We start from the raw sequence: 13,089 nt of genomic DNA on the forward strand, positions 1-13,089 counted from the left end.
GTAATTCATTGCGAACCTACAGGAAATCCCCTCCATGCGCCTCCGCCTCCGGATCGCTGCCGTCCTCGGCGTCTTCGTCGCGGTGAACGCCCTCTTCGTCCTCGCAGTCGTGTGGGCGTACGGCGTCTTGCTCCCGGCGATCGTCGGCGGCACGTTCGTCCTCCTCTCCGACGGCCGACTCGCCCTCTCACTACTCCAGTTTCCCGTCTCGTGGCCAACTGCCCTCCTCCTCGTCGGCCTCTTTCTCGCCGGCCAGCTCTACTACGGCTATCGGCGAGTACTCGCATACGCCGGCCAACAAACCGGCGACCGGGGGGCTGGGACGGGTGAGACGGACGACCACACGGCGGACCGTATCGTCCGCCGACTCTCGATGACCGCTGACATCCCGGAACCCACGCTCCGCGTCGTCGACGACGACACCCCCAGTTGTTACACCATCGGCCGGTTCACCGACGCAACCATCGTCGTGACGACGGGACTTATCGACCGTCTCGATGCAGCCGAACTCGAGTCCGTCCTCGCACACGAGGTCGGCCACATCGCAAACCGAGATGTGACGCTGATGACGGTCACGACGTTGTTTCTGGAGATTACGGATCGGGTCTACCATAGTTCGATGGTTGCACGGCGCGCGGTGTTGAATCCCGGTAGCCTCTCGGAGCAAGACCGGGCGGCGCTGACGTGGTTCCTGCCGCTCGTCGCGCTCACGTCGGTGTTCGTCGCGCCGATTCTCTGGCTGTTTCCGCGGGTAGCCGACTGGGCGACGCGAACGCTCTCCCAGACCCGGGAGTTCGCCGCCGACGCTGCAGCAGCCGAAATCGCCGGCAAGCCGCTTGCCCTCGCGACGGCGCTAATCGACCTTACGGACGCGGCGGAGACGCCCGCGACGGACCTCCGGACGGGCAAAATCCGTGCGTTGTGTATCGTTCCCTCGGAGCTCGTGAACGGCCGCGAGAGTTCGTCACCGCCGCCACTCTCGGCGGCGCCGGACGACGACCATCGCGAACAGCGAGTTCGAGCGTGGCTCGACGGAGCGACGCCGTCGTCGGTCGATGTGACAGGGGGTAAAACACGAACACATCCGCCGGTCGACGAACGTGTCGAACGGCTCGCCGCGCTCGCGGCCGACGAGGAGTGGACACGAACGCGGGTGGGAGAGGCGTGAGTGATGCCCGACGACTCCTGTTCGTCGCGGGCTGTCTCGTCTGCCTGCTCGCAGCCGCCAGCGCGCTCCCGGCAGCCGATCCCCGACTCGATGCGCCGGGGAGCGAGGAGAACGTGACGACCACGGGCAGCTGGGACACCCTCGCAGAGTCCGCTGATCCGATAGAGATGGTTACCAACACCTCAGAGGGAGGTGACACAGAGTCCGATGAGAGAGACGGCGATGGGCCCACAGCGCCGATCGAACTGGACGGCGCGCCCGAACCGGGAAGTCAACTCACGGTTCGGATCGGTGATGCTGACCACATCACCGATCGAACGGTCGAAGTCGACGGCACGGAGGCCGGCGAGACGGACCACAACGGTCAGGTCGACGTTTCCGTCCCATACGCCGAGGAGATGACGATCGAGGTCGTCGAAACGAACCAGTCAAAAACGGTCGACATCGAGACGGACGCAACTATCGAACCAGCGCCCGGTGCGGCACCGAACCGAGACCTCGAAATCGCGGCGGCTGTCGGAACGACGCCGGTCGCGAACGGAACGGTCTACCACGACGGCGAACGGGTCGGGACGACCGCCGAAAACGGAACGGCGACCGTGGCGTTACCGGATGTTTCGGGTCCGACGACGGTGCGCGTCGAACGCGGCCCCGTGAGCAGCGAGCGGACGATCGACGTGCAGGAACCGACGGTCGAGTTCGCCTCGCCGTTGTTGTTCCCCGGGATGCCGGCACCGGTTCAGGTCTCGGCGGATGGTACCGGAGTGCCCAATGCGAGCGTCGCAGTCGATTCGGGCGACTCGGCGACGACCGGTGCCGATGGGACGGCACGGGTTCGCCTCCCGTTCGACGACGAGGCGACCGTGACCAGCACGGTCGGCGCAGAGACCGCAACAGCCAGCGTCGACGACCTCTATCTCCGGCTGACTACCCTCGTCGTGATCGTCCCCGGCTTCGTTCTCGGTGCGGTCGTGACGTACGTCCGCGTCGTGCCGTCCGGCTACAAGGACAACCGACAGCAGCTTTCGGCTCTGTTCGTCGGCCTCGCCGGCGTGTTCGACGATCTCGCAACTGTCGCTGGCAGGCTCTCTCACGGCCTCCGAAACCCCTCCTGGCCCAGGATAGGGATCGGGTCCGCGTTGAATCGGCTCCGTTCGCGTCCGCGTCTCGGACTCATACTACCACGTCTCGTCCCGTCGCTCCCGTCCGCTCCGCCGGTCGGCAGCCTACTGTCGTCGGTCTGGTCGCTCGACTGGGGCGGGTCATCCGAGCGAAATCGTCGCCTCGGCTCGATTCTCAGCCGCGACAACAACACCGACACCGACGACGATCGCACTGCCGACGACCACACCGACGCCGAGTCAGCCGCCGCTACCGGCTCCCTGTACAGCGAGGTACCACTCGAGCCCCGCTCTCCTCGCTCCGAGGTGCGCGCGATCTGGCACACCGTCCTCGACCGAGTAGGAGTGCACGACCGCGAAACACAGACGCCAGGCGAGGTCACCCGCGACGCACTCGACCGAGGGTATCCCGGCGTGAGCATGCGCCGACTCGCGACTGTCTTCCGGGAACTCGAGTACGGTGATCGCGAGCCGTCCGCGGATCGCGTGCTGAGTGCGCGCGCTGCGGCAGCGAACGTGGTGGAGTCGGATTCGGACGAGACCATTGCGTCGGGCGCGTCCGGTGCCGGTGCTGGTGCTGGTGCCGGTGCGTCCGCCGACACGACGGAGGCCGACGAGACGGACAACGCCGACGAATCGGAGGGGGCGAACCAATGAGCCGGAGTCCGCTGCGTGCGGTACGGCGACTGCGAGAGCGAGCGGGCGGGATCGAAACGGACTGGCTCGCGATCGGACTCGTCGGCGTCGGCAGCCTGGGAACGATTGCAGTGATTACATTCGGCGGGTATCTGCCGGGAGTCAGCTCGCAGTTCGTCGGGGTTCTGTATCCGCTCGCGCTGTTGTTTCCCGCGTTCGGACTGGGTGTACTCGCGCTCACGCTCTGGTGGGTGTGGAACACGAGCTACGTCGCCCCCCAGCCGATCCACCGCGGACCGCCCCCCGAGCGGGGGGAGACGGGTCCCCTCGAACCGGTCGGCCGAAGCACGGAGCACAGCCTCGAAATCGCGTCGATGGCCCAGTATCGCTGCAACGGCACCAGTTCGGCCTACGAGATTCGAACCCGACTCACCGAGAACGCGATTCGGATCGTGCGAACGAGACGCGGGCTCGACCGCGAGACGGCCCGTGAACGAGTTGAAAATGGAACGTGGACCGACGACCCGGTCGCTGCGGCGTTCCTTTCGACTGAGCGACCGCTTCCGCTCGCCGAGCAGGTCCGAAATGCGGTCGACCCCGGTGATGCCTACTACCAGCGAGTCGATCGGACGATATCGGCGATCACAGCCGTCGAGTACGACAACGGCGCTGTGACGAGCGAGCGGTCCGGGTCGGCGACCGCGATCACGACGGCGGACGAACTCGCGTCCGAGGAGGTGAGCCGATGAGCGAGCGAAGCGGCGAACGCGGACGGAGCGAGCACAAATCTGATCGAGGACATCGGGTCGACCGGGGTGAGTGGGCGCTGTTCGCCTCGCTCGTACTCGCGGGGACGGGGTTACTCGTGGGCGCGCAAATCCTCGTCGCGGCGGCGACGATTCCGCTTTGCTACGTTGCGGCGGCGGTGTTTCGGACGCGACAGGAGTCCGCGGTTCGGGTGCATCGGACGTTCCAGACGGCAACCAGTGTCGACGCCGGCGGTGACTCACCGACGGGGACGGATCGACCGGCACCAGACTCGAACGGAGTCGGTTACGAAGCAGTGAGCGAGCGCCACGCAGCGCCGCAGGTCGGTACCGACGGCGGCGTCGCTGTCGCCACCGAGAGCGACGCTGCCGACACGAACACGACCCTCACCGGCGGTCCCGGCGACACCGTCACCGTCCGAACCACCGTCGAAAACGCCAGCGACACAGCGCTCGTCGACCTCCGAGTCGTCGACAGCGTGCCCGACGCCCTCCCCGTCGTCGACGGTACGCCGCGGCTGGCGACGACACTCGAGCCCGGCGCGACGGCGACACTCAAGTACGACGTCGAGCTACGCAGGGGCGAACACGAGTTCGGCGCTGCAGCGGTCCGGACGCGTGACCTGACGGGGACGGTCACAGAGACTCGAACGGAGTCGGTTACCGGTGGCACACGAGTGCGGTGCTGGCCGACGGTCGAGGACGTGCCGGTGACGAGCGGGATCGACGAGTACGCGGGTGACGTACCGACGACCGAGAGCGGGAGTGGGATCGAGTTCCACTCGATTCGGGAGTACGCCGCGGGCGATCCGGCGCGGTCGATCGACTGGCGACGGTACGGCCGGACGCGGGAGTTGGCGACGGTCGAGTACCGAGCGGAACGGTCAACGCGGGTCGTCTGTATCGTCGACGATCGGACGAGTCAGCGACGCGCGGCGGCCGTGCGGACGCTCTCTGCGACAGCGTTATCGGCAAGCGCAGCAGAGCGAGCAAGCGAGTCGCTGCTCGATGCGGGCTATCCCACCGGCCTCGTGACGCTGCACGTTCGGCGAGTGTTCGGCGTCTCGCCCGGGAGCGGAACGGAGACGCGCCGACAGATTACGGAGCATCTCCAGCACGTCCGAACGCAAAAAACGAGCGAGAGCGACTGGCTACAGTCGCTGTTCGGGTCGCCGGTCGAGTGCTTGCCGCGGGTGCTCCCCGGTGAGGCGCAGGTGGTGTTCTTCTCGTCGTTCGTCGACGACGACGCACTTGCAGTCGTCAAGCGGCTGCGGACGATGGGGTATGAAGTGCGAGTTGTGAGCCCCAACGTGGTGGGGAGCACGCGAAGGACACGAGGGACACGGAGTGAAACCGCGGACAGCAAGGCTGGTGACTCACCTGGGACGAACCGCGACACTGGTGCCCGTCTCGAGGCGCTCGATCGCGATGCCAGACTCGCCAAGGCGCGGGCGAACGGCGCTCGCGTCATCGACTGGGACTTAGAGCGACCGATCGGACTCGTTCTGCAGGAGGCACTCACGGAGGTGCAGTCCCGATGAACGAGCGGACGCGCCTCCCGCAGACGACCGCACGCGCGATTGCGGTCGTCGCCGGTGGGGCGACGGTCGCGCTGGCGAGTGTCGTACCCGCGGTCGCCGTCGCCGTCCTCTGCGGACTGGCACTCAGCGCGACGGTGATCCGATTCGGACGGTCACACCGACAGATTACACTCGCGGCAGCGCTGTTGCCCGCGCTCACGCTGGTAACCACTGCAGTCGTCATCCAGCCGGCCACGCGGGCTGTCGTCGCGCTCACCGTCATTGGTGTCCTCCTCGGGGCTGGCGTCGGCGGAACACTCTTCGGATCGTCCGCAGCCGTTGCCCGAGACCGTGCTGCAGTCGCGATGGTCCTCGCCGCAGTGCTCACCGCCATCACTGCACTCGCCAGCTTTGCGGTCCGGGAGTTCGGGAGCCTGCAGGCTGTACTCGAGTTCCTGCTCTGGCGAACCGGCGACGGAGTGGGAGGGCTGTTCAGCGCACTCGTCGTGACAGCGCTGGCGGGCGTCGCCGCCGTCGCGGCGCTTCCGGACGCGATGTTCACAACCGCACGGCGGCGCGACCAGGCGAAAGTGATACGATACGGGATCGCGCGTTCGATCGGCGTGCTGCTAGTCGCGACGCTCGTGGGTGGGACGGCGCTGATCGTCCTCGGCTGGTATCTGCCGCCAGTCGACTGGCTGGTCGAGGTGGTACTCGCCAGCGACCTCGTTCGCGGGGTCTTCCTCGGGCTCACGGTCGCGAGCGTGTTCATCGCGGCACTCGGCAGCGTTGTCCGTCGGTTTTGGAACCGGACGAACGGTGCGAGCGAGACATCTGCGATCGTTCCGATCGTGGTGGGTACCGCGATCGGCACGACACTGACCGTTCTGCTCGCAGGTGGGGTTGGGATGCAGCGGGGATCGGCGGCAGTCGAGACGGTCGGCGCGTTGTTCGCCGTTACGATGATCGTGTTGGCGATCGGAAGCGTCGTCGTCTGGCACGTGGGTGCGCTGGGTAACGGGGCGCTGTCGAAGTCGCCGTACATCGTCGCCACGACGCTCGCGACGAGCGGCCTCATTCTCGGCGTGCTCGCCGAACGGGAGCTAGCGGGGACCGGACTAGCTGCGGTCTGGGCCGGACTGCCGACGTTCGTCGTAATCGCTGCAGCGCTGATGTGTTACGATCTGGGCCGCCACGGCCGGAGTCTCACACGAGAGATCGGAGCCGCCGGTGCGTTATCGACGCCGCAACTCGTCCGAATCGGCTGGAGCGGCGCTGTCGCGAGCGGTGGCGTCGTCGCCGCCGTCTGTGGCTTCTGGCTCGCGACGGTGTTCCGGCCAACGCTGTCCGTGCCAGCGACGATCGGCGTCGTCGTCGGCTTCGGTGTGCTCGTCGTCGGCGCTCGCGTCCTACTGCGTTGAGGGAGATTCTGCGCCCGATTCTACCGCTGTCTCCGTAGCAGCGTCCGCCTTCATGGCCGGAACTTCGACGGTATCGAGGACGCTGTCGATGACGGCACGACGGCTCAAGCCCTGCATGCTCGCCTCCGGATCGAGAACGAGTCGATGGGCCAACGAGGGACCGGCGATGCGCTTGACGTCGTCGGGAACGACGTACTCGCGGCCGGCGAGCACGGCGCGAGCGCGGCCCACTTCGAACAGTCGCTGGACGCCGCGTGGAGAGACACCAACGTCGACACGCCCGTCAGTGCGCGTCGCACGACAGAGGCTGCCGATGTACTCTCGGAGCGGTCCCTCGACGGTGACGGTTTCGGGCACCTGCTGGAGCGAGCGGACGGTCTCGCGGTCGACGACCGACTCGACGGTTGGATCCGGCCGGTCACGGTCGGCACGGCGGTCGATCAGTTCTCGCGTCCCGTTGGCGTCGGGATAGCCGAGCGAGGTCTTGATCATGAATCGGTCGCGCTGGGCCTCCGGCAGTTCGAAGGTCCCCTCCTGCTCGACGGGATTCTGCGTCGCGATGACGATGAAGGGGTCCGGCAACTCGTGGGTCTCGCCGTCGACCGTCACCTGTCCTTCCTCCATCGCCTCGAGCAACGCCGACTGCGTCTTCGGCGGCGCACGATTGATTTCGTCGGCGAGAACCACGTTCGCAAAGATCGGTCCCGGTGTGAAGTGAAAATCCGCGGTCTCCTCCTCGAAGACGTACGAGCCGGTGACGTCCGCTGGCATGAGATCCGGGGTGAACTGAATCCGGGAGAACTCGAGTCCGAGTGCCGTTGCGAACGAACGGGCGGTGAGGGTCTTTCCGGTACCCGGAACGTCTTCCAAGAGCACGTGGCCGCGGGCGAGGATACCAGCGACGACGTCTTCGAGCACGGCGCGGTCGGCGACAACGGCGGAGAGGATCTCCTCGACAACGGCGTCGGCCGTCGTCGCGGCGTCGGGGACTGACTGCGTCATACCGAGCATCGGTGCGCCCGGAAACTTATACCTCCCGACACGTCTGCTGGGTCGGGTGGAGACAGACACACTCACGGCGTCTCCAGTCACGGTCTACAATCACGGCGTCACGTCATCCCGTGCTCTTCCTCGAGCCGGTCGTAATCCTCGTCCAGCACTTCGAGGACGGTGATCAGCGCACCGACGACGACCGGCCCGAAGAACAGTCCCATGATGCCAAAGGCGTAGATACCGCCAAGGACGCCGAGAATGATCACCGCCGGGCTAATCTCGGCGTAGCGGTCGACGACGACCGGGCGCAGATAGTCGTCTGCGACACCGACGACGATCGCGCTGTAGATCGCCAACCCGGCCGCGAGCAGCGGCTCGCCGATCACCACGAGGTAGATCGAGGCGGGGATCCAGACCAGCGGCGCGCCGATCAACGGCACCAGCGAGAGAATCACCATGATGAACGTCCAGAACGCGGCGTTCGGAATTCCCACGACGAACAGGGCGAGCCCCGCAATCACACCCTCGATAATCGCGATCAAGACGTGGCCGACGAGAACCGCCCACATCACGTCGTTCAACTCGCCGTAGAGATCGTCCTGCACGTCCATCGGTAGCGGCGTCATTTCGCGGATCCACTCGAGTAGGTCGTCGCCGTTCTTGAGCAGGTAGTAGAGCAAGAACAGGGCCAGTCCGAGCCCGATGAGGGCGTGTGTGAGCGCGCTGAACCAGGCGGTCGCCTGCTCGAGGACCATGGTGCCGACCTCCTGTGCGGAGTCGGCGGCCGTCGCGAGCAGGTCCACTTCCATCCCGGTCTGCTCTTCGATGGTGGACTCGAGTTCGCTCACCTGCAGCGTGTCCGCGTCGAGCGATTGCAGCAAGTTCGCCGCGTCGTCCGCGATGACGGCGGCGACGAGGAGAAACGGGACGATGAAGCCGACGATGGCGAGAAGAACGAGCGCCAGTGCGGAGAGCATCGGCGAAATGTACGATTCGAGCCGTTGCTGGAGCGGAAACAGGAGGAACGCGAGGAGGACCGCGAGCAGGACGTACTGCAGGAAGGGGACGACCAACTGCCAGGAGAGGTACGCGAAGATGAGCACGAGCGTCAGGAGATAGCCCTTGCTGATGTTCACGGACGTGCAGACCACGAGCGACGGGATAAAACCGGGCCCGGCATCGGTCTGCGAGCAGCGCGTAGCGTGTCGTAACTCGTGCTATAGTAACAACTGAAACGGTTTACACACTGATCGCCGATCAGTCCGGCGATCAGGTGTGCACTGACTTCCAGTGGCTACTATAGGCGATGGTACTGCCACGCCACAGCATGGTCACGGAACAGCCACGACAGGCCCACAATCAACAGCGACATCTACAAGACGCTCGCTTCAGTACCTGACACCAATCCAATGAGTCCTGGTCCTCACCAGCGCGTACTCGAGTGGCTCACGGACGAGCAACTGCGAGTGGCAACGCTCGTCGGGTTGCTCGCGATTCCGTTTCTCATCGGCCTCTCCTGGGGGACGGTGAACGATCCGACCACGGCCGCCGGAGGATCGATTTCGGGAGCGCCGATCCTCCTGTCCGGGTTCGTCGTCGGCTACTACTACAGTGACCGGCCAACGCCAACTCGTCGGGCGGGCGTTCGAACCGGACTCGTGAGTTCGGTCGGTGTGCTGGTTGTCTACCTCGGGACGACGTACACGACGATACTCACGGAGTCGGTCGAGATCGCAATCGTTGCGTCGGTCCTCACACCGATTCTGGGACTGCTCGGTGTCGGACTGACGGTCGTGTTGACAGTAGTTGCGGCGGTTTTCGGCGAGTGGTTCGCGAACGGTGGTGCACCGGGTCCGAGAGGAAACCAGTCGGACGCCGACGCGGCAGCGTCGACGACGGAGACCGACTCCGGCCACACGGTCCAGCGCTCACGCGGGTGGCTGTTCGTCGCTGCCTACGGTGTGATCGTCCCGCCGGCCCTCGTCTACACGCTGGTCGTGAACCCCGAAGCCGGACCGGGAGTCGCCGTCGTCGTACTCGCGATGTTCGCGATGGCGTTCGGATCGGTGGGAACCCTGCTCGCACTCGCAAAGGATATCGGAACGCTCGGTACGGCGAGAACCGCTATATGGGCCGACTGGCGTCTGCACGTCCTTGGCGCGGCCGGGCCGGCCACGGTCGTTTACGCCGTCGCATACTCCCAGGGCGTCTCGTACCCACCCGGCTACGCCATCTTCACGTTTATCGGTGCGGTCTGGCTCGTCGCCGTTACCTATCTGGTCTGCCGGCATCGATACACTGGGAACCAACCGAATAGCGTCTCTCCGGCAGGGTAACGGTTCGTCGGTCGTCCCCACCAGATTCCGTTCTGGGCCGTTCGATTCCGTCCTTTCGTGGCCTTTTCCGTTCGTTTCATTTTCTCCGTGTTTTGTCACTTCCGTCTCGACCCGTCCGCTCACTCGGCAGTCTCGACAAGCGTCGCAGTTGGAACTGCCCGCCGAACCCCACGAACCGCGCGCTCGGCGTTCGCCCGAGAGGTATACCCCTCGCCGCTGTCGGCGATGATATTTCCGTTCCAGTGCACCAGTCGCCACCGCCACTCGTCGGCGCGATCCTGATACACTTCGAAGCGACTCGTTCGACTGCGTTCGGCTGTCGACTCTGAACCAGTCTCGTCAGTCGCCGCGCTGTCGTCGGGTGAGTCGGCAGCCGCAGTCGGGGAGAGAACGACCGGCTCCGATGCCGGTTCCGGTTCCGATTCCGATTCTCGCTCCTGCTCAGTTGCTTCTCCCTTCCCGTCTTCTGTCTCCTCTTCTGTCTCCAGTGATTCAACCCGCACACTCACGTCGTCGACTGACTCGTCCCACTCGAGTTCGATCTCGAGTTCGTTGGTGACAGTGTGGCGGCTGTCGGTGTCGTCGGCTTCGGTGGGTGTGTCGGTGTCTGTGTTGGCGTCCTCGTCCTCATCTTCATCCCCATCTTCGTCTTCATCTTGATCTTGATCTTCAGCAACCGACTCGTACTCGCGTTCGATTTCGATTTCGAGGTCGACGCGCGAGGGGATCGTCACGGAGACGGCCTGGTCGTCGTCGAGGAGGTGGAGCGGCCGCTCGTTGTCGATCGCGACGGCGAGGTCGTGAAAGAGAGCGACGAGTGCGTCGCGGTCGACGGTGTGTTCGTGTTCGATCTCTACCTCGTCCGGGCTGGCGTCGTCCGAGTCGGAGTCGGGGCCGAGGTCGGAGTCGGACGCCTCTGCAGGTGTCTCGTCGGAGTCCATAGACGTCCTACGACGGTAATCGACGTAACGGTTGCCGGCGATGTGCCGGGTTCGGGAAATCGCCGCCGAACCCGGACCCCGAGCGTGGAGAGGCCGGAGCGTTTTTGTCGGCGCGCTGTCTTCGCTCGCTCGTGACTTCCCGCGAGCGCCGCGTTGATGCAAATCAGATCCAGAACCAGGACCAGGACCAGGACCAGAACCGGACCGTCGTATTCGACCGAGACGAGTACACCTGTCAGCACTGTGGACAAGCGGGCGAGGACACGTCGCTGCGGGTACTTTCAGTCAACGACGTGGCAGCAGCGGGAACCGGAACCGACGACAACGCAACCGCCGAGTCGGGACATAGCAGCACGTTCGCGACCGTCTGCGACTCGTGTGCAGCGATACTCGACGGTGGAGAGGCGACCATAACCGAGGAACTAGAGGGGGCCGAACAACTCCAAGAAACCGACGTACCGACCGACGCCGACACAGGAGCCACGACGACGAGCGAGCAACTGTTCGCCCTCGTCCGCGAGACGACCCAGCAACAGGGAGAAACCGTCTCCGACGTCGCCTCGTTTGCCTCACTCACGACGACGCTCCCGGCGAAGATCGCAGACGCCGGTGCAGCGAACAGCGAGACTGAACCGGGTTCCAACGCCGACGATAGTAGCGAGACTGACAGCGGAGGCAGCGAAGATGCCAAAGACGGCGAGGACGGCACAGACACCGACGGCACCGAAGACACCGAGAACGACCAGTCGAACCCGACCACCGCACTCGCCGAAACCGCACAGGAGTTCGTCGCAACCCGGCGCTCCCTCCTGCTCGCCATCGCCAGCGTCGACCAGCGACTCGCGCGACTGGACGAACTCGAGTACGATGCGCCAGCGGCAACCGGCGACACCGGACCCAGTACTCCGACGCCCGCGCTCGCGGCGTTTCTCGAGACGGCAACGGAGTTACAGGAAACGCTTCGAAAACTCGTCTCGCTCGCCGAGCAGGTAACCGCGGGGCTGGGCCGGTGTCACGGCTGTTTCGGTGGTCTATCCGAGCACGAGATTCCGGTGACACCGACGGCGTGTCCGACCTGTGGACGGACGAGTGCGGAGACGAGCGAGTGGCAGCAGTCGGCGGCCGATTCGACGACCGTCGACTTCGAGCGACTCTTTTCGGCGATGAACGAGACGCTTCGGGAAGCGTCCGCGACGACCGAGCGACTCACTGATCGGACGACGGCGCTCGCGACTGAACTGGTCGCGGCACAGTAACGCCAAACAATCGTCGTGACGACCGGCTACAGTTCGGTGGCCGACTCGAGTGCGATATCGATCGCGCGGGCGACGTTGTTCTTTGCCTTCTCCGGCAGTTCGTCGTCCTCAGTGTCGGTTCCCTTCTGGGTGCCTTCGACGAGGTTGCCGTCGACGGTACAGATTGCGCCAGCGCGAAGGCCCTTGCGGCGGGCGAGCGTGAAGATTGCGGCGGCTTCCATCTCGACGCAGAGCAGGCCGGCGTCCTCCCAGTCGTCGACTGCCTCGTCGGTTTCGGCGTAGTAGGCGTCGTCGGAGGCGATCGGACCGACGTGGATGTCCTCGTCGTTCGCTTCGGCGGCGTCGACGAGCGATGAGAGCACGTCGTACGACGGGACAGCCGGGTACTCGACGTCCTCGTAGCGCTTCGACGTGCCTTCGTTCTTCGCCGCGCCGCTGGCGACGACCATGTCGCCGATTTCGATACCGGACTGGAGCGCACCGGTCGTGCCGACGCGGACGAACGTCTCGACGCCGACGTTCGCGAGCTCTTCGATCGCGATTGCCGCCGACGGGCAGCCGATCCCGGTCGAACAGATCGTCAGCTCTCGGCCCTCGTAGGTGGCGTTGACGACCTTGTACTCACGATTCTGTGCGACGGTTTCGGCCTCGTCACAGTGGTCTGCGATGCGGTCGACACGGCCCGGATCGCCCGGAAGCAGTGCGATATCGGTCAGGTCTCCCTCGTCGACCAGCAGATGCGGTTGCGTTGCCATACCGTCGCCTTCCGCGGGTGACGAGAAAAAAGGTTCGAGAATGTGGCGTCTGCGAGCCGTAAATGCGAGCGACCAGCGGTAGTTCGAGCCGATTGCGGGCGGCGAGCGATCAGATGAGATTCGAGTCGGCTGCGGGCGGCAAGCGATCGGAACGCTTCCGAGTTGATTGTGGACG

The 13,089-nt window shown here is 65.3% G+C and carries 11 protein-coding genes; 7 read left to right on the forward strand and 4 right to left on the reverse strand.

What is annotated here, in order from left to right:
- Positions 1-34: 34 nt before the first annotated feature.
- Genes BBD46_RS09480 through BBD46_RS09500 form a run of 5 tightly spaced genes read left to right on the forward strand, consistent with a single transcriptional unit; the run spans position 35 to position 6,633 of the window.
- On the forward strand, positions 35-1,168 hold the full coding sequence (locus BBD46_RS09480; protein WP_071401461.1) for a M48 family metallopeptidase: 1,134 nt from the start codon (positions 35-37) through the stop codon (positions 1,166-1,168).
- Positions 1,165-2,946 carry a DUF4129 domain-containing protein gene (locus BBD46_RS09485; RefSeq protein ID WP_071401610.1) on the forward strand — a complete coding sequence of 594 codons (1,782 nt, stop codon included), beginning with the start codon at positions 1,165-1,167 and terminating at the stop codon, positions 2,944-2,946. Before BBD46_RS09480 ends, BBD46_RS09485 begins: the two co-directional genes overlap by 4 nt.
- Positions 2,943-3,674: a DUF7269 family protein gene (locus BBD46_RS09490; RefSeq protein WP_071401462.1), complete on the forward strand. Its 732-nt coding sequence runs from the start codon at positions 2,943-2,945 to the stop codon at positions 3,672-3,674. Before BBD46_RS09485 ends, BBD46_RS09490 begins: the two co-directional genes overlap by 4 nt.
- The gene (locus tag BBD46_RS09495; protein ID WP_071401463.1) at positions 3,671-5,233 is read left to right on the forward strand and encodes a DUF58 domain-containing protein; all 1,563 of its coding nucleotides are present in this window, start codon (positions 3,671-3,673) and stop codon (positions 5,231-5,233) included. The genes BBD46_RS09490 and BBD46_RS09495 overlap by 4 nt, the downstream gene beginning before the upstream one ends.
- Positions 5,230-6,633, forward strand: coding sequence for a hypothetical protein (locus BBD46_RS09500; protein WP_071401464.1), 1,404 nt, complete (start codon positions 5,230-5,232; stop codon positions 6,631-6,633). The genes BBD46_RS09495 and BBD46_RS09500 overlap by 4 nt, the downstream gene beginning before the upstream one ends.
- Here BBD46_RS09500 and BBD46_RS09505 read toward each other — a convergent pair.
- Complete coding sequence (locus tag BBD46_RS09505; RefSeq protein ID WP_071401465.1) at positions 6,622-7,644, reverse strand: AAA family ATPase; 1,023 nt, start codon at positions 7,642-7,644, stop codon at positions 6,622-6,624. The genes BBD46_RS09500 and BBD46_RS09505 overlap by 12 nt on opposite strands.
- 98 nt (positions 7,645-7,742) lie before the next feature.
- Positions 7,743-8,762: an AI-2E family transporter gene (locus BBD46_RS09510; protein ID WP_071401466.1), complete on the reverse strand. Its 1,020-nt coding sequence runs from the start codon at positions 8,760-8,762 to the stop codon at positions 7,743-7,745.
- Positions 8,763-9,035: 273 nt separating this feature from the next.
- On the opposite strand from BBD46_RS09510, the gene BBD46_RS09515 reads away from it, so the two are divergent.
- Positions 9,036-9,962, forward strand: a complete 927-nt coding sequence (locus BBD46_RS09515; RefSeq protein WP_071401467.1) for a DUF5518 domain-containing protein — start codon at positions 9,036-9,038, stop codon at positions 9,960-9,962.
- Between the two features lie 119 nt (positions 9,963-10,081).
- Here the strand turns inward: BBD46_RS09515 and BBD46_RS09520 are convergent, their stop codons facing one another.
- Entirely contained in the window at positions 10,082-10,903 is an 822-nt protein-coding gene (locus tag BBD46_RS09520) for an amphi-Trp domain-containing protein (RefSeq protein WP_071401468.1), read from the reverse strand.
- 131 nt (positions 10,904-11,034) lie between these two features.
- Between BBD46_RS09520 and BBD46_RS09525 the strand changes: the two genes are divergently transcribed.
- Positions 11,035-12,159 (forward strand): hypothetical protein, encoded by a 1,125-nt coding sequence (locus tag BBD46_RS09525; RefSeq protein ID WP_253184534.1) that lies wholly within the window; start codon positions 11,035-11,037, stop codon positions 12,157-12,159.
- 26 nt (positions 12,160-12,185) lie between these two features.
- Here BBD46_RS09525 and BBD46_RS09530 read toward each other — a convergent pair whose 3' ends face one another.
- The gene (locus BBD46_RS09530; protein WP_071401470.1) at positions 12,186-12,914 is read right to left on the reverse strand and encodes a nucleoside phosphorylase; all 729 of its coding nucleotides are present in this window, start codon (positions 12,912-12,914) and stop codon (positions 12,186-12,188) included.
- Between the last annotated feature and the right edge of the window lie 175 nt (positions 12,915-13,089).

It is taken from the genome of Natrialba sp. SSL1 (assembly GCF_001861355.1).
In the GTDB taxonomy this organism is placed as follows: domain Archaea; phylum Halobacteriota; class Halobacteria; order Halobacteriales; family Natrialbaceae; genus Natrialba.

Excerpts from the sequence above, each read along its gene's own strand:
- BBD46_RS09495 (WP_071401463.1), top strand. The coding sequence starts at position 3,671 with ATGAGCGAGCGAAGCGGCGAACGCGGACGGAGCGAGCACAAATCTGAT.
- BBD46_RS09490 (WP_071401462.1), top strand. The coding sequence starts at position 2,943 with ATGAGCCGGAGTCCGCTGCGTGCGGTACGGCGACTGCGAGAGCGAGCG.
- BBD46_RS09480 (WP_071401461.1), top strand. The coding sequence starts at position 35 with ATGCGCCTCCGCCTCCGGATCGCTGCCGTCCTCGGCGTCTTCGTCGCG.
- BBD46_RS09530 (WP_071401470.1), bottom strand. The coding sequence starts at position 12,914 with ATGGCAACGCAACCGCATCTGCTGGTCGACGAGGGAGACCTGACCGAT.
- BBD46_RS09500 (WP_071401464.1), top strand. The coding sequence starts at position 5,230 with ATGAACGAGCGGACGCGCCTCCCGCAGACGACCGCACGCGCGATTGCG.
- BBD46_RS09515 (WP_071401467.1), top strand. The coding sequence starts at position 9,036 with ATGAGTCCTGGTCCTCACCAGCGCGTACTCGAGTGGCTCACGGACGAG.
- BBD46_RS09505 (WP_071401465.1), bottom strand. The coding sequence starts at position 7,644 with ATGCTCGGTATGACGCAGTCAGTCCCCGACGCCGCGACGACGGCCGAC.
- BBD46_RS09520 (WP_071401468.1), bottom strand. The coding sequence starts at position 10,903 with ATGGACTCCGACGAGACACCTGCAGAGGCGTCCGACTCCGACCTCGGC.